Origin of the sequence: Solwaraspora sp. WMMA2065 (genome assembly GCF_030345075.1) — a bacterium.
Classification (GTDB): domain Bacteria; phylum Actinomycetota; class Actinomycetes; order Mycobacteriales; family Micromonosporaceae; genus Micromonospora_E.
On record NZ_CP128361.1, the window covers coordinates 6,216,415 to 6,240,027 of the forward strand.

Consider the following 23,613-nt stretch of genomic DNA (forward strand, 5'->3'; position numbering starts at 1 on the left):
GGAGAAGAGTTACATGGCAGTAGGCACCGTCAAGTGGTTCAACGCGGACAAGGGTTTTGGTTTCATCACCCCGGATGAGGGCGGTGCCGACGTGTTCGCCCACTTCTCCGCCATCCAGTCCTCCGGCTACCGGAGCCTGGACGAGAACCAGCGGGTCGAGTTCGAGATCACCCAGGGCCAGAAGGGCCCGCAGGCGGCCAACATCCGCCCGCTCTGAGCTGTTCGGTACGAACGGTCCGGCTCCCGCCGCCTGAGCGGCGGGAGCCGGACCGCAGCAAGTCCCACCCTGGTTCGTGCTTGTGACCCGCTGCTGGCGACCCCGTCGCCCGGCGCCTTCCTCGCTACGTGCCACCTCGCTAGCGGAAGGCCGATCCGGTCATATGAGCACCACCACGATTCTTCACGTCCAGACGCCCTCCTTCGCCGACCTCGGTGTGCCGGCGAGCCTGCTCGCCGCGTTGACCGCCAACGGCATCAACGAGCCGTTCCCCATCCAGGCGGCGACGCTGCCCGACTCGTTGGCCGGCCGTGACGTCCTCGGCCGCGGCCGCACCGGCTCCGGCAAGACCCTCGCCTTCGGGCTGCCGCTGGTGGCCCGTACCGCCGGGCGGCGCGCCCGCCCCGGTCGGCCACTGGCCCTGGTCCTGGTCCCCACCCGTGAGCTGGCCCAACAGGTGACGGCCGCGGTGGAACCGTACGCCCGGGCGGTGCGGCTGCGCTGCGTCACCGTCGTCGGTGGCCTGTCGATCCAACGCCAGGCCGACGCGCTGCGCTCCGGCGCGGAAATCGTCGTCGCCACCCCGGGTCGGCTCAACGACCTGGTCAACCGGGGTGCGTGCCAGCTCGACGACGTTACCGTGACGGTGCTCGACGAGGCCGACCAGATGGCCGACATGGGTTTCCTGCCGCAGGTCACCATGATCCTGCGCAAGGTCGCGCCGGGCGGGCAGCGGATGCTCTTCTCGGCCACTCTGGACCGCGGGGTGGACCGGCTGGTCCGCGAGTTCCTCACCGACCCGGTGTCGCACCAGGTCGACCCGTCGACCGCCACCGTCGGTGCGATGAGCCACCACCTGTTGCACGTGAGCGCGGCCGACAAGCCGGCGACCACGGCGGCCATTGCCGCCCGGGACGGCCGGGTCATCATGTTCATCGGCACCAAGCACCGCGCCGACCGGCTGGCCCGCCAACTGCTCGCCAGCGGGGTACGGGCGGCCGCCCTGCACGGCGGCAAGTCCCAGGGGCAGCGCAACCGCATCCTGGAGCAGTTCAAGACCGGTCAGGTCACCGCGCTGGTCGCCACCGACGTCGCGGCCCGTGGCATCCACATCGACGACCTCGACCTGGTGCTCAACGTCGACCCGCCGGCGGACCACAAGGACTACCTGCACCGGGGCGGGCGTACCGCCCGGGCCGGTGCCGCCGGAGTGGTGGCCACCCTGGTCCTGCCGGAGCAGCGGCGGGACATGGACCGCCTGATGGCCGCCGCGAAGATCCGGCCGCAGCGCAGCTCGGTCAGCCCGGCGGACGCGGAACTGGCCCGGGTCACCGGCGCCCGCACCCCGTCCGGGGTGCCGGTCACGCTCCCCGCGCCGACCCGGGCCGTGGCGGCGAAGAACACTCCGGCCGGCACCGCCGACGGCACCGGTACCGGTCGGCGTCCGGGGCGTCGCCCGGGCGGCCGGCGTCGCCCGGCCCGCCGTCCGGCGGCCCGCTGACCGGCCAGACCCGGATCAGACCCGGACCGGGCCGGACCGAGATGCGGTCCGGCCCGCCCGGGAGCCGTACGCGGCCCGGCCGGTCAGGGCCGTGGGCCGGTGCTGCCGGCCGGATAGTCGCGCAGCGGTGTCCGACCCTGCGCCCAACCGGCCAGCACCGGTTCGATGATCCGCCAGCTCTCCTCGGCCTCCTGCGCCTGGGCGCTGAGCCGGGTGTCACCTTCGATGATGGCCAGCAGCAACTGCCCGTACGGGCTCGGTGCCTGCCGGGCCAGCTCGGTGACCATCTCGACCGGCTCCAGGTCGAACGGGTCGCCGATGCCGTTGACGTTGAGCCGCAGCGACATCCGGTCCGGGTCGAGCTGCAGCCGCAGCTCGTTGCACTGGCTGTCCCGGTCGGTGAAGATCGCGTGCGGCACGTCGGCGAACCGGATCACGATCTCGCGCCGGTCGGCGGCCAACGCCTTGCCGGTACGCAGCTTGAACGGCACCCCCGACCACCGCCAGTTGTCGATGTGGACGGTCAGTTCGGCGTACGTCTCGGTGTCCCGGGCCGGGTCGACCCCGGCACCGTCGACGTAGCTGGCCACCTTCCGCTCGCCGCGTCGGCCCTGGACCACCCCGGCGGTGTACCGGCCGCGTACCGTGCAGTCGGCCACGTCGGCGGCCCGGATCGGGCGGACCGCCCGCAGTACATCCAGTTTGCGCACCGCCAGGTCGGCCGGGTCGACGGTCAGCGGCGGCTCCATCGCCACCAGGGTCAGCAGCTGCAGCAGATGGTTCTGCACCATGTCGCGCAGCGCGCCGGCGTGGTCGTAGTAGCTGGACCGGCCTTCCGCGTCGACCGTCTCGTCGAAGACGATGTCGACCCCGGTGATGTGCGTGTTGCTCCACAGCGGCTCCAGCACCCGGTTGGCGAACCGCAGTCCGAGCAGGTTCAGCACGGTCTGCTTGGCCAGGAAGTGGTCGACCCGGAACACCCGGTCGTCCGGCAGCACCTGGTGCAGCACCGTGTTCAGCCGTCGGGCGCTGGCCAGGTCCTCGCCGAACGGCTTCTCCACCACCAGCCGGATGCCGGCCGGCAGGTCGCAGCGGCCCAGCGCGATCGCGACCGGCTCGAACAGCCGGTGCGGCAGGGCCAGGTAGACCACCACGGCGTCGTCGCCGTGACTGGCCCGCTCGCCGTCCCGGGCGATCTCCAGCGCCGTCGCCAGCACCTCCGGGTCGGTCACGTCACCGTGGACGTAGCTGGCCGACTCGGCGAGTTCGCTGCGGGCCCGGGTGGCCACCTCGGGGGCGTGCTCGCGCAGCGCGGCGCTCACCCGGTGCCGGAAGCCCCGGTCGTCGAGCTCGTCGCGGGCCACCCCGATCAGCCGCATCCCGTCCGCCGGCCGGTCCAGCTCGCGCAGCTGGGCCAAACCGGGCAACAGGTAACGGGTGGTGAGGTCGCCGGTGGCGCCGAGCACGATCACGTTCGCTGTCACGTCCGCATCCTTCCGTACCGGGCCAGGTTGACCGCGCTGCTGATCAGCCCGATGTGACTGAACGCCTGCGGGAAGTTTCCCAGGAAGGCGCCGGTCGCGGGGTCGATCTGCTCGGGGAGCAACCCGACGTGGTTGACCCGGCCGCAGAGCTGGTCGAACAGTTCGTGGGCCCGGTCCAGTTGGCCGCTGCCGGCCAGGTTGTCCACCCACCAGAAGGAGCAGAGCAGGAACGCTCCCTCTCCGCCGCCGACCCCGTCCGGCGACTCCTCGGGCAGGTAGCGGTAGAGCAGGTCGCCGCCGGCACCGAGGCGTTGTTGGACGGCGTCGACGGTGGCGACCATACGCGGATCGGCGGGGTCGACCACCCGGCGCAGCGGCAGGGCGAGCAGGCTCGCGTCGACGGTACCGGGCTGGCCGAGGTGCTCGGTGAAGTGCCCGTTGTCGTCGTCCCATGCCTCGGTCAGCAGCGCCGAGCGGATCTCCTCGGCCGCCCGCCGCCACTGCTCGACCTCGTCGCGCCGGCCGGTGGCGGTCGCCAGCCGGGCCATCCGGTCCGCCGCCACCTGGCACATCGCCACCGAATAGGTGAACGGGCGGCCCTCATGGCGGATCTCCCAGATGCCGTGGTCCGGGGTACGCCAGTGCTGCAACGCCGAGCGGCCCAGCCGGGTCAGCCGGGACCACCGCCGGTCGTCGACCGCGCCGCCGGCCCGGGCCCACTGCCAGGCGCAGTCGAGGATTTCGCCGTACACGTCGTGCTGGATCTGGTCGGCCGCCGCGTTGCCCCAGCGCACCGGCCGGGAACCGCGGTAGCCGGACAGGTCCGGGTCGATCCGTTCGGGGGCCGGCCGGGTGCCGTCCAGGGTGTAGAGCACGTGTGGTCGGCCGTCGCGGGTGCAGGCCTGCAGCACCCAGGACAGGAACGACTCGGCTTCGGCGGCCATCCCGACCCGACGCAGCGCGTAGACGGTGTACGCGGCGTCGCGTACCCAGGTGAACCGGTAGTCCCAGTTGCGGCGGCCGCCGATCGCCTCCGGCAGCGACGACGTGGGTGCGGCGACGACTGCCCCGCTGTCGTGGTCGTCGCAGAGCTTGAGCGTGATGGCGCTGCGGCGGACCAGATCGGCGTGCCGGCCGGAGTAGTTGATCTGGCGGCTCCAGATCCGCCAGGCCGCAGCGGTGCGGTCCAGCGCGGCGGCGAGCTGATCGGCGTCGCGGTGCCGGGTCGGACCCTGCGCCCAGCGCAGCACCAGGCCGAGCCGGTCGCCGGCGGTCAACCGGATCCGGCCGGCCAGCCGGTCCAGGCCGGGTACCGGCCGGCTGGCGGTCAGCCGCAACCGGCCGCCGTCCCCGGCCAGGGACTCGATGCCGATCTCCTCGGCGGCGGGGGTGGTTCGTAGCCCACCCCGGCCGGTCAGTCCGATCTCCAGGTCGACCGTGCCGTCGATGACGGTGACCAGGCGGCCCAGCTCGCCGCAGGCCGCCCCGAGTTCGGTGTTGAGCGGCCGGTCGACGGCCGGTCCGGCCCCCTCGGCCGGCCCGTCGGACGCGGCGGCGATCAGCAGTGCGTCGCGGATCTCCAGGCGTCCGGTGGCGGTGTGCAGTTCGGTACGCAGTACGGCGGTGTCCGGCAGGTACTCCTGCCGGACGGCGCGCAGGCCGGCCGGCCGCAGCGTCCAGGCACCGCCCCGTTCGGCGTCGAGCAGTGTCGCGAACAGCGCCGGGCCGTCGAATCTCGGCAGGCAGAGCCACCGTACGGTGCCGTCCATGCCGACCAGCGCGGCGGTCTGGCCGTCGCCGATCAGGCCGTGGTCGGCGATGGCCGGGTAGCGGTCGGTGAGTTCGGGCACCGGCAGCGCTTTGATCTCCGCCAGATGGTCCGTCACGGGTGTCTCCTCCGCATGGTGGGTCCGTCAGGCACCACTCTCCCCGGTGAGCCGTACTGCCGAAAGGTAGGTGGTGCCGACAGGTACGCGGGTCCCTCTACCCGGTGCCGGACCGGTTGACGCCTGCGACGGATCCGCTGGCCGCGCCATCCGCCGGCCGTTCGTCGTCGCGGCCGGCCGCACGGTCTGTCAGAGCAGCCGGTGTCGACGGACAGTGACGCCGCACGGATGAGCAGGGTCGTCCGTACGGCCGGCGGGTTCCGCGAGACATCCACGCTTTTCGTCCGATGGCTGACTGCACGTCGCGCCCGCCACCGGGATCCTTTGGCTGGCGGACGAGGCACGGCCGCCGGGACGCGACCCCCGGGCAGAGAGGTCGGGTGGAGATGACAGCCGAGACCAGCGCGACGAGGGAGATCCTGCTCGTCGTCGGCGTCGCGATGCTCGGCGTGCTACTGGCCCTGGCCTCTGTCGTCACTCCCTGGTACACCGGTCCGACCGCCGGCGCCGGGCCGGTCGTCGTCGAACTGCATGCACCCGACCCGGCGGTACGGTCCACCGACATCGAAGCGGCCCCGCGCTGATCCGCGTCCAGGCGGCCCCGCGCTGATCCGCGTCCAGGCGGCCCCGCGCTGATCCGCGTCCAGGCGGCCCCGCGCTGATCCGGCGGCGCGGTGTCGGCACGCCGGGGCCGCACCGGTCGGGGCGCTGCCGGTTTTCCCGCCGACGAGTGCTTCACTAAGGGAGATGTCTCATCCGCCGCCGTCTGACCGGGCAACGTCCGGCACCGCCGTGGACTGGTCCGCCGGGCCGGTCACCCGGTCGGGCCGCCCGTACCCGGCCGCCGGTGCCGACGCGGGCCCGCCCACCGGGCCGCCGACCGGCCCAGGCGTCGGGTCGGGGCGGCCGCCGACTGACCCAGGGCGCGGCGGGCGGGACGGGGTGCGGCTGTGGTGGTTCGGCGGTGCCGCAGCCGTGGTGCTCGCCGGTGGACTGGTCGCCGTGCTGGTGCTGGTGCTCAGCGGCAACCCGGACCCGTTCGGCAGCCCGGATCCGCCGCCGGACGTCCGGCCGCCGCTGGCCCAGCTCTGCCCCGGACCCACCGGAGGCCCCGGCGGGCAGCCCACGCCGGCGGACCCGACACCGGGCCCGACACTGGGCCCCGCGCTGCCCGAACCGACCGGGCCACGCACCGTCGACCCGGACGCCGGGATCTCCTACACCGAGTACGGCGAACCGTGGCGGCCGTGGTCGACGGTGTGGAACGCCGGGGCGCTGCAGGTGCCGTACAAGGTGGGGCAGCATTTCGTGACCGAGGCGGACTACAACGGGTTCAGCGACTACCACGCCTCGATCCTGTCCGCCGCCGTGCCGGCCGCCGACAACGACGCGCTCTCCCTCGACCTGGAGTGCGTCGGCCGGCAGGTGGCCGCCGACGTCCGCGCCGAGTACTACCCGCAGCCCAACCGGATGGACCTGATCCGCGACGAGCGGACCCCGATCGGTGGGCGACCCGCCTGGCTGACGGTGTTCCGGCTGCACTTCACCCAGCCCGGCCTGCAGGCCACCGACGAACTGGTGGCGGTGGCGTGTATCGACGTCGGACGCCCGACCGCGGCGGTGCTGTTCGTCTCCATCCCCGGCACCCACCGCGAGCTCGACTGGGTGGTCGACGACCTGTACGCATCCGTACGTGTCGAATGATCCGGCGGTGCACCGAGGACTGTCGCCGACAGGTTAGGGTCGGTCCGTGGCGCGTACAGTGCGGATCCCGGCGACCGCGTACCCGGTGGAGCGGTTCACCCTCCCCAACGGCCTGCGGGTGGTCCTGGCGCCCGACCGCAGCGCGCCGGTGGTCGGCGTCGCGGTCGTCTACGACGTCGGGATCCGGTCCGAACCACCGGGGCGTACCGGGTTCGCGCATCTGTTCGAGCATCTGATGTTCCAGGGTTCGGCGAACCTGGAGAAGCTGGCGCACTTCCGCCACGTGCAGGGCTCCGGCGGCACCTTCAACGGCAGCACCCACCTGGACTACACCGACTACTACGAGGTGCTGCCGAGCAACGCGTTGGAGCGGGCGCTGTTCCTGGAGGCCGACCGGATGCGTGGTCCGCAGTTGACCGAGGAGAACCTGCGCAACCAGGTCGACGTGGTCAAGGAGGAGATCCGGGTCAACGTGCTCAACCGGCCGTACGGTGGGTTTCCCTGGCTGCGGCTGCCGCCCGTGCTGTTCGACACCTTCCCCAACGCGCACGACGGCTACGGTTCCTTCGAGGATCTGGACAGCGCCACCGTCGGTGAGGCCGCCGAGTTCTTCACCCGCTACTACGCCAGCGGCAACGCGGTGCTCGCCGTCGCCGGGGACTTCGATGTCACCGCCGCGACCGGGCTGATCGAGCGGCACTTCGGAGACGTGCCGGCCCGGCCGGCGCCGGCCCGGCCCAGCTTTGCCGAGCCGGACCTGACCACCGAGCGGCGTACCGCGTACCCCGATCCGCTGGCTCCGCTGCCGGCGGTGGCCGCCGCCTGGCGGGTGCCGGACCCGGTCGACGACCTGGCCGGCTACCTGCCGTACGTGGTGCTCGCCGAGGTGCTCACCGACGGTGACGCGGCCCGGCTGGTGGAGCGACTGGTGCGTGGCGACCGTACGGTGACCAGCCTCGGCGGCTACTTGTCGTTCGAGGGGGAGCCGTTCGACGTACGGGACCCGTCGGCGTTGGTCCTGCAGGCGCATCTGCCGCCCGGCGGCGACGTCGACAAGGTGCTCGGCGCGGTCGACGAGGAGCTCGACCGGCTGGCCGTCGACGGCTTCGCCCGGGGCGAACTGGCCCGGGTGCAGGCCCGGATGGCCACCCACCTGCTGCGCGACACCGACGCGGTGCTCGGCCGAGGGCTGCGGATGGCGGTGCTGGAGCAGCAGCGGGGCACCCCCGAGCTGCTCAACGAGTTGCCGCGGATGCTCGGCACGGTCACCGAGACACAGGTCCGTGCGGCCGCCGCCACCCTGCGCCCGCACCGGCGCGCCACGATCGAGGTCGTCCCCGGAGGAGCCCAGTGACCGCCGCCCCCACCCGGAGGCCGTTGCCGCCGCTCGGACCGACCCGTCGACCGCCGTTGCCCAAGGTTGCCGAGCGGACGCTGGACAACGGGCTACGGGTGATCGCCATCCGCCGGCCGTCGGTGCCGCTGGTGGAGATCCGGCTCCGGGTGCCGTTCGCGCGGGCCCCGCTGGCCAGGGCGACGGTGCTGTCGCAGACCCTGTTCTCCGGCACCGTCGACCGGTCCGGCGTGGAGCTGGCCGCCGAGTTGCAGGCGGTCGGCGGTGGCCTGTCCGCCGGGGTGGACGCCGACCGGCTGCTGGTCGCCGGCGCCGGGCTGGTCACCGGGCTGCGGCGGATGCTCGAACTGCTCGGCGAGGTGCTGACCGGGGCGACGTACCCGGCTGGCGAGGTGGCGATCGAGCGGGCCCGGCTGGCCGACCGGATCCAGGTGGCGCTGAGCCAGCCGGCGCACCTGGCCCGCGCCGCGCTGTCCCGGCGGATGTTCGGCCGTCACCCGTACGCCGAGTCGGTTCCCGGGGTGGACCAGGTCCGCGCCGTCCGGCCGGCCGGGCTGCGCGCTCTGCACGCCGACCGGGTCCGGCCGACCGGGGCGCACCTGGTGCTGGTCGGCGACGTGTCACCTGCCCGGGCGTTGGACACCGCGGAGCGGGTGCTCGGCGACTGGCCGGCCGGCGGCCGGCAGTTGACGCTGCCGATGGCGCCCGCGCCGCGCCCGGCCCCGCTGCTGCTGGTCGACCGGCCCGGCTCGGTGCAGTCGTCGATGCGGATCGCGTTGCCAGCGGTGGACCGGCGGCACCCGGACCACGCCGCCCTGCAGCTGGCCAACATGGTGTTCGGCGGCTACTTCTCGTCCCGCTGGGTGGAGAACATCCGCGAGGACAAGGGCTACAGCTACGGCCCGTACTCGATGGTTGAACATTCGGTGGCCGGATCGGTGCTGCTGCTCGCCGCCGACGTGGCGACCGAGGTGACCGCGCCCGCGTTGCTGGAGACCCTGCACGAGCTCGGCCGGCTCGCGGTGCTGCCGCCCGACGACGACGAGCTCGAACAGGCCCGGCAGTACGCGGTCGGCAGCCTGCAGCTGGGCATGTCGACGCAGGCCGGGTTGGCCGGGGTGGCCAGCACCTACGCCGGGTTCGGCCTGCCGTTGGATTTTCTCGCCGAGCACACCGCGCGGCTCGCCTCGGCGACCCGTGACGAGGTGGCGGCCGCCGCGACCCGCTATCTGGCACCGGCGCTGGCGATGGGGGTGGTGCTCGGCGACGTCGCGCGGATCGCCGGTCCGGTCGCCGCGTTGACCGAGGTCGAAACGTCCGACGCGTCGGTCACCGGCGTAGTCGGGCCTGGTGCGGCAGCGCCCGATGTCGCCGGGTGACACCTCCGTCGGGCCGACCGCCGGTACGCAGCCGACCGTCGGTACACAACCGTCGCTGGCCCGCGCCGCGATGGACCGGGCAGCGCCGTACCGCCGGGATCCGCAGTGGTTGGCGCGGGCCTGGCCACGTTCGCTGGTGCTGGTGGTGGACGGCGCGGCCGGTGGCCGGGCGCTGGTGCGCGACGGCGCCGACGGGACCACCCTGGTGCTGGTGCGCCCGGACCAGGCACCGGCCGTCGAGGTCACCGACCGCATTTTCATCGGTACGGTCGACGACGGCACCCCGGTCTTCGCGGTTGACGCGGCACTACCGTCGTCCGTACCGCCGTCGTCCGTACTGTCCTCGTCCGTGGCGGTGCCGTCCGTGGCTGACCCGGGCCTGCGGTCGGTGACTGTCCGGGAGGTCGGCCATCTGCTGCCGGACCGCGACGCCGGGCTGTTCACCACCGCTGCGGCGATGGTCAGCTGGCACGCCCGGCACCGCTACTCGGCGTCGTCGGGGCTGCCGACCCGGGCAACCGATGGTGGCTGGTCACGCGTCGACGACACCGGTACGCGGAGCTGGCCACGGACCGATCCGGCGGTGATCGTGCTGTTGACCGACGGCGGTCCCGGCCCGGACGGGAGGTGTCTGCTGGCCAACCACCACGCCCGGCGCGGCGACGGGCCCGACCGGCTCTACTCCTGCCTGGCCGGGTTCGTGGAGCCCGGCGAGTCGGCCGAGTCGGCGGTCGCCCGTGAGGTGGCCGAGGAGGTGGGTCTGACGCTGACTGCGATGCGGTACGTCGGCAGCCAGTCCTGGCCGTTCCCGGGCACCCTGATGCTGGGCTACCTCGGCCGGGTCGACCCGGAGCAGCCGCTGCGGCCGGACCCGGAGGAGATCATCCGGGCGCGCTGGTTCACCCGGGCCGAGGTGGCCGCCGGGCTGGCGGGTGAGCGGCTCGACTCCGGCGACGGGTACCCGGTCCGGTTCGCGCCGCCGGCGTCGATCGCGGCGTTCCTGATCCGCAGCTGGGTGGCGGAGACCGCGCCGGACCCCGGCCGGTGACCGCCGTGCCGGACTCCGCCGTGCCGGACCTCGCCGGGTGGGTGCCGGTCCGTGGGTGCCGGTCCGGTGGGTGCCGGTCAGCGGATGGGCGGGACCGGCACTACCTTCACCCGTTGCCGGCCGGAGCGGACCGGCCCGACGGTGGACAGTGCGCGGGCCAGGTGCATGGCCGCTTCGAGGTTCTCCGCACAGACCGTCTGCCGGCGCGGCTCGGGTGTGGTCCGCTCGTCGCGAATGCGCTGGCCGGTGCGGACCGCGGTGATGAGTTCGTCGTGTGCCACCGCGCGGATCTCCGTGCGGACGATCAGGTATCGCATGAACGACTCCGAGCAACCGGTGACCTGGGTGGTGGGACGGCCGATGGCTCAGGTCGGACAGGCTCCTGCTGGAAATTCCATCGGTTGTCTCCGCAGGAGGAGAACCCGCTGCGGTGGCCGGTCAAACCTGACGAACGGATCGATCCTGATGTCCGTTCGGTCGAGCCGGGTCGGGGTGGCGTCGGCCACCCGGCTCGACCTGCCCTGCGGTGCCGGCGGTCAGATCAGGTCGAACTCGCCATCCTTGGCGCTGTCGATGAAGTCACGCCAGGTGGTGCGGTCGAACGACAGCACCGGCCCGCTGCGGTCCTTGCTGTCGCGCATCAGCACCGGTGCGCGGTGACCCGCCATCGCCCCGACCTCGACGCAGTTGGTGCTCTGGCTGCGGCTGCTCTTGCGCCAGGCGGGCGGGGTCGGACCGGGGACGCGCACGCTGGACTGATCTGCTGGGTTCATTCCTGCTCCTTGCTGGTCAAACGGACCGGGCGGGCGGACCGTCGGTCAGTCCGGGATCGCCTGGCCGGTCCGGCGCGTGGTCCGCTCGTGCGGTCCACGCTGGATCGGCGGCCCGGCCGGTCGGCCGGGGCCTGCCCCGCCCGCGGCGGGCGGGGACAGCGGGGCAGGGGTGGTGGGGGAGGAGGGGGCGGTGCCGTCGGGTACGGAGTCGAGCTCGGTGGCGCCGGCGGCGACGTGCCGGGCCACGGCGTCGCTGAGCCAGTCGATCGACTCCTGCGGGCTGCGGGCGGCCTCGCAGAGCCAGTCGAAGACCTGGCCGTACCGTTCGAGCACCGGCACGTCGTTGACGATCATGTCGGCGGCGAGCGTCTCGACCGCCACCGCGCTCAGGTCCTCCGGGTCGGCGAAGTGGTAGATCGAGAACGCGGTCTCCGACAGGTACCAGGAGGCCACGGTGGCGTTCGGTGGCAGCACCCGCAGGGTGACGTTGGGCAGCTGCGCCATGGTGAGCAGATGTTTCAGCTGCGCCACCATCACGTCGGGCGGGCCGCAGCGCAGGCTGACCGCCGCCTCCTCCAGCACTGCGGTGTACTTCGGCGCCCCGTTCTCGCGCAGCAGCATCGACTGCCGGGACTGCCGGGCCGCGACCTCGGTGTCCGGGTCGTCGGCGTTGCGCTTCTGGCCGGCGGTCCGGTGGTTGGTCGCCTTCTGCAGGATCGTCCGGCGTCCGGTGGCCCGCTCGTCGACCATCTCCACCAGCGGGCGCGCCGAGAGGATGCGCACCTTCGCGTAGGCGGAGGTCTGCAGCAGGCCCGGGATGATCACCGCGCCGTACTCCTGGATCTCGGTGCAACCAGCCTCCAGCTCGGCGTACGCCCGTTGGAGGCTGGTCATCACCGCGTACGAGCTGAGAAAGGCTCGGGTGTTGCCGGCGTCGCGAGCGATGCCGACCAGATCATCGCGTTCGGAGCCGGTCACGCCGTACAGGTCGAGCAGGTCCATCACGTCGCCGACCCCCGGCCGACTGCGCCCGTTCTCGAGCCGGGAGAGCTTGGACGCGGACGCCCACTTCACTCTTTCGATCACCTGCTCACCGGTCAGTCCGGCGTGTTCCCGCAGCCGCCTCAGCTCGCTGCCGAGGCGGCGACGACGCAGGTTCGGGCTCGGTATGGGCTGCTCGGGCTCCTCGGGCTGCACCGGAAACCACCCCCGATCCGTTTGGTGACCGCCAATGTCGCGGCGATGTGGGTCACGGCCCGAAACAGTATGGCCCGATTGCTGCCTCGGTGGGGTCCTCTGGTGGGCGTGTTAGCCAAATGCGATGTTGTGCACGGCGGCGGACGGACCGTGAGTGCGACTCAGCTCGCCGCGAGGTCGCTGAGCCGCTGCCGAACCTGAACGATACTCGGGTTCGTCAATGCCGAACCGTCCGGGAAACGGACCGTCGGTACCGTCTGATTGCCGCCGTTGACCCCCATCACGTACGCGGCCGCCTCGGCGTCCTGCTCGATGTCAACCACCTCGTAGGGAATCCGCTCCCGGTCGAACTGCGACTTGAGCCGGTGACAGTAGCCGCACCAACTGGTCGAATACATGGTCAACATCTGCAGGTCCTCCGCGGTCGTCGGGCCACGGCGGGCACTCGCCCGCCGGGTCGCCGGCCCCGGGCGGTGCCGGGGCGCAGTAGTTCCGGCCCGGGCGGCACCCGGGCTAGCCGGTGCAACGTCGCGCGAGGCTGCGATGATTCCTACCCGTGGCGGCCGACATCAACTCAGACCCAGGACCAGGCCGAGTGCTGAGCGGGCTGGACCCGGAGCAGCGTACGGCGGTGACCGCTCCGCCGGTGCCGGTCTGCATCCTGGCCGGTGCCGGCACCGGGAAGACCCGGGCGATCACCAGCCGGATCGCCTACCGGGTGCTCTCCGGCGAGATCGCCGCCCGGCACGTACTGGCGGTCACCTTCACCGCGCGGGCCGCTGCCGAGATGCGGGCCCGCCTCGGCGCGCTGCACGTGGGCGGGGTGCAGGCGCGGACGTTCCACGCCGCGGCGCTGCGCCAGGTCCGCTACTTCGCGCCCCGGCTGCTCGGCGGCCGGGAGATGCCGGAGCTGCTGGACAGCAAGGTCCGGCTGGTCACCCTCGCCGCTGGTCGGGTCGGGGTGCGCACCGACCGGGCCGCCGCCCGGGACCTGGCCGGTGAGATCGAGTGGGCGAAGTCGGCGATGGTGGAGCCGTCCGAGTACGCCGTCGCGGCGGCGAAGGCGCTGCGGGAGACTCCGCACGAGCCGGCCAAGGTGGCCGAGGTGTACGCCGGGTACGAGCAGATCAAGCGCGGCAACGGCGTGATCGACTTCGAGGACGTGCTGCGGGCGGCGATCTGGGGCATCGAGGAGCACCCGGACGTCGCCGAGCAGGTCCGGGCCCAGTACCGGCACTTCGTGGTGGACGAGTACCAGGACGTCAACCCGTTGCAGCAACGGCTGCTCGACGCCTGGCTGGGGGAGCGGGACGACCTGACCGTGGTCGGCGACGCGAGCCAGACGATCTACTCGTTCACCGGCGCCACGTCGGCGTACCTGGTCGACTTCGCCCGTCGGCGCCGGGAGGCGGTGGTGGTGCGACTGGTCCGCGACTACCGGTCGACGCCGCAGGTGGTGGGCCTGGCCAACACGGTGATCAGGCAGGCCAAGGGCACCGAGGCCCGGCTGCGGCTGGAGCTGGTCGGCCAGCGCGAGCCCGGCCCGGAGCCGGACGTGCGGATCTTCACCGACGAGCCGGCCGAGGCGGCGGCGGTCGCGGCGCGCTGCGCCGAGCTGATCGCGGCGGGTACGCCGGCCGCCGAGATCGCCGTGCTGTTCCGGACCAACGCCCAGTCCGAGGCGTACGAGAAGGCCCTCGCCGAGGCGGCGGTGCCGTACGTGGTGCAGGGCGCGGAGCGGTTCTTCGAACGCGCCGAGATCCGGCAGGCGATGGTCGCGCTGCGCTCGGCGGTCCGGTCGACGCCCGGGGAGACCCCGTTGGTCGAGGCGGTCACCGCCGGGCTCGCCGCGGTGGGTTGGACCCCGGACCAGCCGCCGCCCGGCGGGGCGGCGCGGGAACGCTGGGAGGCGCTCGCTGCGTTGGTCCAGCTGGCCGAGGAGTTCGGCGCCCAACCGGTGCTGGTGCCGGTGGGGGAGGCGGCGGTCAGCGAACGCCCGGTCCCGCTCGCCGACTTCTGCGCCGAGCTGCAGCGGCGGGCGGCGGCGCAGCACGTGCCGACCGTCGCCGGAGTCACCCTCGCCTCCCTGCACTCGGCCAAGGGCCTGGAGTGGGACGCGGTCTTCCTGGTCGGGCTCGCCGACGGGACACTGCCCACTACGTACGCCCGCACGGCCGAGCAGCTGGAGGAGGAGCGCCGGCTGCTCTACGTCGGGGTGACCCGGGCCCGGCAGTGGCTGTGGCTGTCCTACGGTGCCGCCCGGTCGCCGGGCGGGCGGACCCGCCGGCCCTGCCGGTTCCTGCCGCAGCTGGACCGCTCGGGCGGTGGTGCCGGCGGTGCTCGGCGCGGCGGTCCGGGGGCGGGCCGCTCCGGCGAGCGCCGACGCGGCCAGCCGGTCTCCTGCCGGGTCTGTGGGACCACGTTGCTGGCCGGCGTCGACCGCAAGCTGGGCCGGTGCGCCACCTGTCCGTCGGATCTGGACGAGGATCTGCTGGACCGGCTGCGGGCGTGGCGGTCGCGGGTTTCCGGCGACCAGCGGGTGCCGGCGTACGTGGTGTTCACCGACGCGACCCTGCTGGCGATCGCCGAGCGGCGGCCCGGCAGCGACGCCGAGTTGCTGGCGATCGCCGGGATCGGCCCCCGCAAGCTGGGACTCTACGGTCCGTCGGTGCACGCTCTGGTGGGCGGTGTGGCCGTAGATGATCTTGACTGGCAAAAAAGTTCGGAATCCGACCCGGAAAATGGTTTGCCCCCGGCGTCGCAAGAGGCTTAGCCTCAGGTCACACCTCGCGAGCAGTGGGCGTTCTCGCTGCTCCGTCGGGGTGGAGGGTTTTCGTGACGAGTCCAGGCAGGAGGTGACGACGGTGCTGAGCTACGAGACTTCCACGCTGTCGACGCTGACCGCTGCCTGCGCTCCGACGGTCGGTGGCTATCTGGCCGCCGTCGCGCCCATCGGTCACTCGGCAGTGGCGCACCAGGACCAGATCCAGATCCAGGTCGAGCAGCACCGCACGGTCAACGGGTGGGCTGGCGTCGATCAGGGCTGGCTCCGGCTCCGGGGTGCGTCCGTAGTCGCGACGACCAATGGCACCAGCAGCTCCGAAGGCAGCGTTCGCACCACCATCCCGGCGGCCAAGAAGCCGTTCATGGATGCTGCCCGCGGTGTTCCCCCTCGAGGAAGGCCGGTCTGACACCAGACCACACCGGCTCACCTCGAGGCCGCGGAACCCGCAACCGGGATCCGCGGCCTTAGTTTTTGCCGCCGCACAGGTACGAGCAAGTCGGAAGCGATCCACGAGATCGAAGCGAAGAAAGAGGTGACCGGGCGATGAGTCTGGCGTTTGCCACTCTCGACCGCAGCGACTACCAGCCGGGGTGCCGGCCGGCCGCAACGGGCCAGCCGGACGTCGTGGCGGAGCTGCCGTGCCGGAAGTTCGACCCTGACCTGTGGTTCTCCGACTCCCCGACGGAGCTGGAGCTGGCCAAGTCGCTCTGCGTGGACTGCCCGCTGCGGGTGGAGTGCCTCGCCGGGGCGATCGAGCGGGCCGAGCCGTGGGGCGTCTGGGGCGGCGAGATCTTCGAGCGGGGGGCGGTCGTGCCGCGTAAGCGGCCCCGCGGCCGGCCACGCAAGGAGGACCTGGCCCGTGACGCCGCCCTGCGGGGCGAAGTCGAGGCACGCATGGCGGCCAACGGCGTCGTCGGTGCCCGCGGCACCGTCCGGCTGGCGGCCTGACATGCATCGGATCACGACGAGCACCGGCCGGGCGCCGGCACAGACCACCCACACCGCAGCACCGACCATCACAGGAGAAACCGTCATGCACTTGCTCTACGAGGCGCTCTCCCGGGCGCGAATGCAACCGCCTCAGGCCGGCACCGCGCGTACTGAGGCACCCCGATCCGCCCGCACCGTCGCCATGCAGGCCCGGCACCTCTGGGCCCGCAGCCTGAGCGGGCGCTGACCGAGCCCGGTCCCCGCTGTACACAGCGGGGACCGGGCACTACCCCACCACCCGTGCGTGCGGGTCAGCCGGTCGGGGCGAAACCCGGCAGCCAGCGCCGCACCACGTCCCGGTACCGGGCCCGGGCCTCCAGTTGGCTGAGCACCCCGATCGAGCCGAGCGTCACCCGGTGGATCAACAGGTAGGCCGGCGGCAGGTTGAGGTGTCGGCTCAGCTGGTAAGCCGGCGACTTCGGGTTGGCCAGCCGGGCCGCCTCGTCGCGCAGCCACTGCCGGGTGAACTGGAACTCCTCGGCCGCCAGCGGCGCCAGCATCGGCAGCAGGAAGTCGAGCACCGCTGGGGCGTCGATCGGGTCGTCCGGTTTGATGAAGCCCTCGTCGCGCAGCCCGGCCACCACCGCGTCGGCGTCCCCGTCGAGCGTCAGCCGGACCAGCCGGCCGATCGGCTCGGGATGCCCGCCGGGCAGTCGGGCCACGGCACCGAAGTCGACCACGCCGAGCCGGCCGTCGTCGAGCAGCCGGAAGTTGCCCGGATGCGGGTCGGCGTGCAGCAGCCCGGCGCGGGCCGGCGCGGAGAAATGCAGCACCGCCATCAGCAGCCCGGCCCGGTCGCGTTGGTCCGCCGTACCGGAAGAAACGATCTTCGAAAGCGGGATGCCGTCGATCCACTCGGTGACCAGCACCCGGGGCGCGGCGGCGAGCACCGCCGGCACCATGATCTGGTCGTCGCCGGCGTACGCGGTGGCGAACGCCCGCTGCGACTCGGCCTCCAGCTCGTAGTCCAGCTCCTCGGCCAGCCGGTTCAGCAGCTCGTTGAGCAGCGGCTTGATGTCCAGCCCAGGCTGGATCGCCCGGAACATGGTGCTCAGCCGGGACAACTGCTTGAAGTCAGCGAGCAGGGCGTCGCCGGCCCCCGGATACTGCACCTTGACCGCCACCGGCCGGCCAGCTGCGGAGCCGTCGCGCCACACCGCCCGGTGCACCTGGCCGATGCTGGCCGCGGCGGCCGGCCGGTCGTTGAATTCGACGAACCGTTCCCGCCAGTCGGCGCCGAGCTGCTCGGCCAGCACCTTGTGCACCGACCCGGCGGGCAACGGCGGGGCGGCCTCCTGCAGCTTGGTCAAGGCTTGGCGGTACGGAGCGGCGAGCTCCTCCGGCAGCGCCGCCTCGAACACCGACAGCGCCTGTCCCGCCTTCATCGCACCACCCTTGAGCTGTCCGAGCACGCTGAACAGCTGCTCGGCGGTGCGTTCCTGGATCTCGGTGGAGATCACGTCGGAGGCGAGCCCGGTGACCCGCTTGCCCAGCCCCAGGACGGTGCGGCCGGCGAAGCCGATCGGCAGCGCGGCGAGTTTGGCGGTCCTGGACACGGCCCAGCGAGGGATTTCGGTCACCTGGCCATTGTTACCGACGATCGCGGACCGTGACCCCTGGCTGAGCGTGGCTCATGCCACCGGCCCCCGGAGCGTGGCCCATCCCATCGGCAGGGCTCCGCCCCGGTGTGCAGCGGCGCGGGCGGCGACGGTGGCAGTGGCAGCCCTGGTGGGCAGGCCAGGCCCGGCGTCGCAGCCGGGCCGGGGCGTGCACCTCGAGCGCCGCCCCGATCGTCTCCGGGCTCCCACCGTCGACGAACGCCAGGATCTCGGCCGTCCCGACGCTCACCGCCGCCAGCAGGGTCGCCGAGTCGCAGATCGTCGCCGGGCCGATCGCGCACAGTTGCGACGCCAGCTGCGGCCAGCCCGGATCCCGGTCCTGGCGGTGCAGGTCCAGGCAGTTGAGGCACGGTGTGCCGGTCGTCGGCACGAGCGGGCCGACCACCGGCGTCCGGTCCCGGATGTCGACCAGCAGGTGGGCCTGCCGGTGCCGGGCGTAGCTCGCGGCGAGCAGGTTGGCTGGCCGGTCGGCGCCGAGCAGCACCGTCAGGGTGGCCTGGCCGGGCCGTACCGGGCGGGTCTCGACCCCGGGAACCGCCTGGCTGACGGCGGCGGCGACGGCTTCCCGGGCTTCGCGCGTATCGGCCAGGTCGATGGCGACGTGGCCGATCCCCGCCTCGGCCACCGCGACGGCCAGCGGCCGGGCCAGCCGACCCCGGCCGGTCAGCACGATCCGGGCGGCGGCGCGCCGCCGCAGGATCTGCGCCGGGGTGCCGGGAAGTTCGTCGCGGCGCAGCGCCAGGGCGGTCGCCTCGGCGGTCAACCGGTGCCGGGCGTGCTCCGGCAGGTTCGCTGGCAGCAGGGTGTGCGCGCCGACGATCAGGCCTCGGGCGATCAGCATGTCCAGCAGGTGCCGGGCCTGGTCGGCCGGGACGCCGAGCCGGACGGCGTGGTCCACTACGGCGCGGGTCGACCGGCTGCCGTCGAGGAGGTCGAGCAGCCGGGACAGTGCCGGGTCGGTGAGGTCGAGCAGTACGGCGTGCGCCGGGTCCGAGCCGAGCTGCAGAGTGTCGCGGTCCCGCCAGAGGCGGGCCAGGCCGGGCAACAGAGTCGGCCTGAGCAGGGGATTGGTGGGCATGGACAACAGGCTGTCACCGTAACGGAACGCTCGTTGGCTCGTTATCCACAGCCTGTGCCCCGCACATCCTCGGTTATCCACAGGTTCCGGGGAGTTTTCCACAGCCCGGTCGGTGGGGTGTCGCGGCTCGGACATGACGCAGCGTGTAGTGGCGTACGACCGGCTGTTGGTGGTTGTGGTTTGCGATGGCCGTGCGCGTCGAAGGGGCGGCTCCAGCCGCCCCTTCGACGCAGCGCCGCGAGTCAGACCTTGGCTTTACCCAAGATCCGGTTGACTGTTGTGCCGCAGACCGGGCACTTGCCCTTGGCCATGTTCATGCCGGTCTTCGACACTGCGACGGTGCCTTCGAAGTCGCGCTTCTCCTTGCACTTCACGCAGTAACCGTTGTAGGTCTGGGCCTGGTCGGCCACGGTGCCCCTCCTCGTCTCCTCGCCGGGTGGTTGCAGACCCGGCGTGCACCCGCTCGCGGCCACCACCGGTGGCGCCGCGCGCTGGGATTTCTCCGCGGCCACTGTTGACCGCCGGTCCGCGGACCCTACCCAGGACTGGGCGGTTCCATGTCAACAATTCACCGACACTGTGAGTAAGTCGACGTCGAGAGTGTGCATGCCGCAATAGATCGGATAAGTCAGATTCGCAGTGACACGCCGGGAGAAGATCCGCAGGTGGTCACCGGCCGGGGGGTGGAGGTGAAAACTTCTTCGCGATCGCCTACGGTGATCCTGGGCGGCTCGGGCGCGACGTACGGCGGTCGAGTGGGTAACTTTTTTCGCGACAATCGGCCCCAAAAGGGGTGATTCACCCTGGCTGCGCCGTGTTGCCTCTTGCGTTCCCCTGGTCAGTACGGATTAGCGTGCCATCGTGAGCGAAACCCGGGGCTGCGCGGGCCGCTGATGGCAGGGGCGCGTAAGCCGGTCGTCGAGGTACGGCGCAGCCAGCGCCGACGCCGGACGGTGTCCGCGTACCGGGAGGGCGAACGCGTCGTCATTCTCATCCCGGACCAGTTCTCGCGGGCCGAGGAGACCGAGTGGGTGGACCGGATGCTCGCCCGGCTGGCGGCCCGGGAGGAACGCCTCCGTCGATCGGACAGCGAGCTGGTCGGCCGGGCCCGCCGGCTGGTCGACCGGTACCTGCCGGATCATGCCCGAGTGGTGGCCCCGACGAGCGTCCGGTGGGTGACCAACCAGAACAGCCGCTGGGGGTCGTGCACCCCGGCGGACCGGACTATCCGGATATCCCACCGGATCCAGGAGATGCCGGACTGGGTCATCGACTACGTCCTGCTGCACGAGTTGGCGCACCTGGTCGTGCCGAGCCACAACGCCCGGTTCTGGGAGCTCGTCGGCCGCTACCCCAAGGCGGAACGTGCCCGTGGCTACCTGGAAGGGGTGGCGGCGGCCAGCGGCTTCGTCCTGGCCGACTGACCGACCTGCCGGGTGCACCGACTACGCCGACCACCCCGGGTACGCCCCGGACCTGCCGGGTACGCCGCCGCTAGAGTGGGTCAGATGCGCCGTGCCGTGGTCATTCTTCTCGACCTGGTCGACTGGTCGCCACCCGGCACCGATCCCGCCGCCTGGCGGGCCGCCCTGGCCGAGGACATGGTCGACCTGCTCGCCACCCTGAGCCAGGTGGAACCGGCGATCGCCGCGAGCGAAGCGGACCTGCCGTTGGCCAGGTCGATCGCCTGGCCCGACATGCCGATCCATCCGCTGCCGGAGCTCTCGGTCAACGCGGCGCTGGCCGCCGTCGCGGCACACGGCTACGACCAGGCGGCGGTGCTCGCCGCCGACGCGCCGGACCTGCCCGGCCTGCTGATCGGCAAGCTGCTGCGACCGATCACCACCCGGCCGGTGGCGGTGGCTCCGGCCGGCGGCGACGGCGGGGGACTGCTCGGCGTGGCGGCCCAACTGCCAGCTCCGGACTGGCTGCCGCCGCTGAACCTCGCCGCCGATCCGCAGGCCGTCCGGGCGGCGGCGCCGCACCCGGAACAGGTGGCGGTGACGCCGTCCTGGCGTCGGTTGCGGGGCCCGGCGGACCTGGCTGCCCTGAACCCGGCCATCGAAGGCTGGGAGACCACCCGCGCGCTGCTGACCCCCGGCTGAACCCGGGGCCTATCGGTCAGCGGGGTCCGTCGGCCGGCGGCTGCGGCGGATCCGGCTGCTCCGGCTGCTCCGGCGGGTCGCCGCCGAAGTCGATGTCACCGAGGTCGAAATCGGTCTTCGCCTGGGCGAACGCCTCCGGGTCGGCGAAGTCGTCGTCCGACGGCAGCAGATCGGGGTGGCTCCACAACGCGTCCCGGCCGTCGACCCCACGATGGGTGTCCAGCGCGGCCCACAGCGCGGCCGCCTCGCGCAGCCGGCGGGGCCGCAACTCCAGCCCGACCAGGGCGGCAAAGGTCTGCTCCGCCGGCCCGCCGGCCGCCCGCCGACGCCGGAACGCCTCGGCCAGCTTCACGACGTTCGGCAGCCGGTCCCCGGCGGCGCTGTCGACGACGTGACACACCCAGCCCTCGATGAGCGCGAGAACCGTCTCGATCCGGGCCAACGACGCCTGCTGGGCGGGGGTGTCCTCCGGAGTGAAGATCCCCTCCATGGCAATCTCCTGCATCGACTCCGGATTCATCGGGTCGACCCGGCCGAGGGCGTCCTCGATCGCCTCCCGGTTGACGGTGATCCCGGACGCGTAGGTCTCCACCGCGGCCAGCACGTGCCCCCGCAACCACGACACATGCTCGAAGAGGCGCTGGTGGGCCGCCTCGCGCAGCGCCACGTACAGCCGCACCTCCTCCTCGGGCAGCTCCAGGCCGGACCCGTACGCCCGGATGTTCGCGGGCAGCAGCGCGGCGGTGCCGGCCGGGCCGAGTGGCAGCCCGATGTCGCTGGCCGACAGCACCTCGGTGGCGAGCGAGCCGAGCGCCTGGCCGAGCTGACCGCCGAACAGGGCCCCGCCGAGAGTGGTCATCATGGCGTGCATCGGGCCGAGTTGGCTGCGGGCCTCCGGCGGAACGAGGTCGCCCATCGCGCCGACCATCCGACCGGCCACCGGGTCGCAGAGCTTGCGCCACACGTCGAGCGTCCGGTAGATCCACTCGTTGCGGTTCCACGCCGCCGACGTGCGGGTCCCGGACGGGAACGTCGACGACGACTCCAGCCACAGGTCGGCGACGCGCAGCGACTCCTCGACGGTGTGCCACTCGTGCGGGTTGACCGACGGGTCACCCTCGGCGGCGAGTTGGCTGGCCGCCACCTGCCGGGCCAGGTCCCAGTTCACCGGGCCGCTGCCCGGAGCGGCGAGCAGCTGCTGCAGCTGCGCCATGAACTGCTGCATCTGCCGGGGGTCGTTGGGGTCCGGAGGCTGGCCGCCGGGGAGCTGGAAGCCGAACGGAGTATCAGGCACGCCCTCCACGGTACGCGGGCCAGCGGCTGCAACGCCGCCGGTGCGTTCCGCTCAGCGCGAAGCGCCGTGTCGCAGGCGCGACGTCACCGCCCGGCTGCGCGGTTTGCGTCGGTACGCGGTCCGCGTCGCGGTCGTGAGCGCAGTCGGTACGCTCAGGCGCATGAGACGTCGCGGTGTCACGGTCATCCTCGGCGCGCTGCTCACCGCACTGCTCGCCTACGCCGTGCTCGCCGCACCGGTCCCGTACGTGGTGCTCGGCCCCGGCCCGACGGTCGACACGCTCGGCACCGACGACGGCGAGGACGTCATCCAGATCACCGGGACCGACACCTCGACCTCGGCCGGGCAGCTACGGCTCACCACCGTCGGCGTACGCCCGAACGTGGGGCTGCGGGAGGCGATCGCCGGCTGGCTGAGCGACTCCGAGGCGGTAGTGCCGTACGAGGTGATCTACCCGCCGGGGCAGACCCAGGAAGAGGTCGAGGAGCGCAACGCCGAGGACTTCGCGGCGTCGCAGACCAGCGCCGAGACCGCGGCGCTGCGCCAGCTCGGCTACCCGGTGCAGGTGCTGGTGAGGGCGGTCACCCCGGACGGGGCGTCGGTCGGGCTGCTCGATGTCGACGACGTGATCACCTCGGTCGACGGCACGCCGGTCAGTTCGGCGACGCAGCTGACCGAGCTGATCCGGGCCGAGCCGGAAGGCAGCACGCTGACCATCGGCTACACCCGCGACGGCCGGTCGGCCACCGCCGAGATCACCACCCGGGCCAGTGACGGCGGCCCACCCCGGATCGGCATCGAGATCACCGAGGAGCAGCCCCGGCCGTTCGAGCTGACCATCGATCTCGACGAGATCGGCGGGCCGAGCGCCGGGCTGATGTTCGCCCTGGGCATCATCGACAAGCTCGAACCCGAGGACCTCACCGGCGGCAAGATCATCGCGGGGACCGGGACCATCGACAACGAGGGCAGCGTCGGCGCGATCGGTGGTATCCCGCAGAAGCTGGTCGGGGCCAAGGAAGCGGGTGCGGTCGCCTTCCTCGTGCCGCAGGCCAACTGCGCCGAAGCGGTCGCGAACGCCGTACCCGACCTGCCGCTGCTGCGGGTGGCCACCCTCGACGAGGCGCTCGACGCGCTGGCCCGGCTGCGTACCGGCGAGAAGCCGACGCTCTGCGGCAGCGACTGACACCCCGGTCAGG

The 23,613-nt window shown here is 72.6% G+C and carries 24 protein-coding genes; 14 read left to right on the top strand and 10 right to left on the bottom strand.

Annotated elements, in window-relative coordinates; genetic code table 11:
• The first annotated feature begins 13 nt into the window (after window positions 1-13).
• Both cspE and O7610_RS28250 read left to right on the top strand, forming a co-directional pair.
• Window positions 14-217 carry a transcription antiterminator/RNA stability regulator CspE gene (gene cspE / locus O7610_RS28245; RefSeq protein ID WP_123605346.1) on the top strand — a complete coding sequence of 68 codons (204 nt, stop codon included), beginning with the start codon at window positions 14-16 and terminating at the stop codon, window positions 215-217.
• Window positions 218-380: 163 nt separating this feature from the next.
• Window positions 381-1,718: a DEAD/DEAH box helicase gene (locus O7610_RS28250; RefSeq protein WP_289212235.1), complete on the top strand. Its 1,338-nt coding sequence runs from the start codon at window positions 381-383 to the stop codon at window positions 1,716-1,718.
• An 83-nt stretch (window positions 1,719-1,801) separates the two neighbouring features.
• On the opposite strand, the gene O7610_RS28255 is transcribed toward O7610_RS28250, so the two are convergent.
• Window positions 1,802-3,202: a glucose-6-phosphate dehydrogenase gene (locus O7610_RS28255; protein WP_281553386.1), complete on the bottom strand. Its 1,401-nt coding sequence runs from the start codon at window positions 3,200-3,202 to the stop codon at window positions 1,802-1,804.
• Window positions 3,199-5,088, bottom strand: coding sequence for a glycoside hydrolase family 15 protein (locus O7610_RS28260; protein ID WP_281553387.1), 1,890 nt, complete (start codon window positions 5,086-5,088; stop codon window positions 3,199-3,201). Before O7610_RS28260 ends, O7610_RS28255 begins: the two co-directional genes overlap by 4 nt.
• Before the next feature lie 386 nt (window positions 5,089-5,474).
• Between O7610_RS28260 and O7610_RS28265 the strand changes: the two genes are divergently transcribed.
• From O7610_RS28265 to nudC, 5 genes are all read left to right on the top strand, one after another.
• Complete coding sequence (locus tag O7610_RS28265; protein WP_289212236.1) at window positions 5,475-5,672, top strand: hypothetical protein; 198 nt, start codon at window positions 5,475-5,477, stop codon at window positions 5,670-5,672.
• A 163-nt stretch (window positions 5,673-5,835) separates the two neighbouring features.
• A complete protein-coding gene (locus tag O7610_RS28270; protein WP_289212237.1) occupies window positions 5,836-6,792 on the top strand; it encodes a hypothetical protein in 957 nt (318 codons plus the stop codon).
• A gap of 46 nt (window positions 6,793-6,838) precedes the next feature.
• Window positions 6,839-8,146, top strand: coding sequence for a M16 family metallopeptidase (locus O7610_RS28275; RefSeq protein ID WP_289212238.1), 1,308 nt, complete (start codon window positions 6,839-6,841; stop codon window positions 8,144-8,146).
• Window positions 8,143-9,525, top strand: a complete 1,383-nt coding sequence (locus O7610_RS28280; RefSeq protein WP_281553390.1) for a M16 family metallopeptidase — start codon at window positions 8,143-8,145, stop codon at window positions 9,523-9,525. The genes O7610_RS28275 and O7610_RS28280 overlap by 4 nt, the downstream gene beginning before the upstream one ends.
• A gap of 70 nt (window positions 9,526-9,595) precedes the next feature.
• Window positions 9,596-10,573: an NAD(+) diphosphatase gene (gene nudC / locus O7610_RS28285; protein ID WP_281555445.1), complete on the top strand. Its 978-nt coding sequence runs from the start codon at window positions 9,596-9,598 to the stop codon at window positions 10,571-10,573.
• A gap of 77 nt (window positions 10,574-10,650) precedes the next feature.
• Here nudC and O7610_RS28290 read toward each other — a convergent pair whose 3' ends face one another.
• The 4 genes from O7610_RS28290 to O7610_RS28305 form a co-directional block, all read right to left on the bottom strand.
• Window positions 10,651-10,890: a hypothetical protein gene (locus O7610_RS28290; protein WP_281553391.1), complete on the bottom strand. Its 240-nt coding sequence runs from the start codon at window positions 10,888-10,890 to the stop codon at window positions 10,651-10,653.
• 219 nt (window positions 10,891-11,109) lie between these two features.
• The gene (locus O7610_RS28295) at window positions 11,110-11,346 is read right to left on the bottom strand and encodes a DUF397 domain-containing protein (RefSeq protein ID WP_289212239.1); all 237 of its coding nucleotides are present in this window, start codon (window positions 11,344-11,346) and stop codon (window positions 11,110-11,112) included.
• A gap of 45 nt (window positions 11,347-11,391) precedes the next feature.
• Window positions 11,392-12,543 carry a helix-turn-helix domain-containing protein gene (locus tag O7610_RS28300; protein WP_281553393.1) on the bottom strand — a complete coding sequence of 384 codons (1,152 nt, stop codon included), beginning with the start codon at window positions 12,541-12,543 and terminating at the stop codon, window positions 11,392-11,394.
• Between the two features lie 161 nt (window positions 12,544-12,704).
• Window positions 12,705-12,950 (bottom strand): mycoredoxin, encoded by a 246-nt coding sequence (locus tag O7610_RS28305; protein ID WP_281553394.1) that lies wholly within the window; start codon window positions 12,948-12,950, stop codon window positions 12,705-12,707.
• A 161-nt stretch (window positions 12,951-13,111) separates the two neighbouring features.
• Between O7610_RS28305 and O7610_RS28310 the strand changes: the two genes are divergently transcribed.
• From O7610_RS28310 to O7610_RS28325, 4 genes are all read left to right on the top strand, one after another.
• The gene (locus O7610_RS28310; protein ID WP_289213705.1) at window positions 13,112-15,316 is read left to right on the top strand and encodes an ATP-dependent DNA helicase UvrD2; all 2,205 of its coding nucleotides are present in this window, start codon (window positions 13,112-13,114) and stop codon (window positions 15,314-15,316) included.
• Between the two features lie 91 nt (window positions 15,317-15,407).
• Window positions 15,408-15,734, top strand: coding sequence for a hypothetical protein (locus O7610_RS28315; RefSeq protein ID WP_289212240.1), 327 nt, complete (start codon window positions 15,408-15,410; stop codon window positions 15,732-15,734).
• Window positions 15,735-15,871: 137 nt separating this feature from the next.
• Window positions 15,872-16,276 carry a WhiB family transcriptional regulator gene (locus O7610_RS28320; protein ID WP_281553396.1) on the top strand — a complete coding sequence of 135 codons (405 nt, stop codon included), beginning with the start codon at window positions 15,872-15,874 and terminating at the stop codon, window positions 16,274-16,276.
• An 85-nt stretch (window positions 16,277-16,361) separates the two neighbouring features.
• Complete coding sequence (locus O7610_RS28325; protein ID WP_199757942.1) at window positions 16,362-16,505, top strand: hypothetical protein; 144 nt, start codon at window positions 16,362-16,364, stop codon at window positions 16,503-16,505.
• A 64-nt stretch (window positions 16,506-16,569) separates the two neighbouring features.
• Here O7610_RS28325 and O7610_RS28330 read toward each other — a convergent pair whose 3' ends face one another.
• From O7610_RS28330 to O7610_RS28340, 3 genes are all read right to left on the bottom strand, one after another.
• Window positions 16,570-17,898 (bottom strand): ABC1 kinase family protein, encoded by a 1,329-nt coding sequence (locus tag O7610_RS28330; RefSeq protein WP_289212241.1) that lies wholly within the window; start codon window positions 17,896-17,898, stop codon window positions 16,570-16,572.
• Between the two features lie 10 nt (window positions 17,899-17,908).
• Window positions 17,909-19,015, bottom strand: a complete 1,107-nt coding sequence (locus tag O7610_RS28335) for a hypothetical protein (protein ID WP_281553398.1) — start codon at window positions 19,013-19,015, stop codon at window positions 17,909-17,911.
• 242 nt (window positions 19,016-19,257) lie between these two features.
• On the bottom strand, window positions 19,258-19,425 hold the full coding sequence (locus O7610_RS28340; protein ID WP_281553399.1) for a DUF5679 domain-containing protein: 168 nt from the start codon (window positions 19,423-19,425) through the stop codon (window positions 19,258-19,260).
• 483 nt (window positions 19,426-19,908) lie between these two features.
• Between O7610_RS28340 and O7610_RS28345 the strand changes: the two genes are divergently transcribed.
• Both O7610_RS28345 and O7610_RS28350 read left to right on the top strand, forming a co-directional pair.
• The gene (locus tag O7610_RS28345; protein ID WP_281553400.1) at window positions 19,909-20,439 is read left to right on the top strand and encodes a M48 metallopeptidase family protein; all 531 of its coding nucleotides are present in this window, start codon (window positions 19,909-19,911) and stop codon (window positions 20,437-20,439) included.
• Window positions 20,440-20,523: 84 nt separating this feature from the next.
• Window positions 20,524-21,120 carry a hypothetical protein gene (locus O7610_RS28350; protein WP_281553401.1) on the top strand — a complete coding sequence of 199 codons (597 nt, stop codon included), beginning with the start codon at window positions 20,524-20,526 and terminating at the stop codon, window positions 21,118-21,120.
• Between the two features lie 16 nt (window positions 21,121-21,136).
• Here O7610_RS28350 and O7610_RS28355 read toward each other — a convergent pair whose 3' ends face one another.
• Window positions 21,137-22,414, bottom strand: a complete 1,278-nt coding sequence (locus tag O7610_RS28355; protein WP_289212242.1) for a zinc-dependent metalloprotease — start codon at window positions 22,412-22,414, stop codon at window positions 21,137-21,139.
• Between the two features lie 160 nt (window positions 22,415-22,574).
• Between O7610_RS28355 and O7610_RS28360 the strand changes: the two genes are divergently transcribed.
• Window positions 22,575-23,600 carry a YlbL family protein gene (locus tag O7610_RS28360; protein ID WP_281553403.1) on the top strand — a complete coding sequence of 342 codons (1,026 nt, stop codon included), beginning with the start codon at window positions 22,575-22,577 and terminating at the stop codon, window positions 23,598-23,600.
• The last annotated feature ends 13 nt before the right edge of the window (window positions 23,601-23,613 follow it).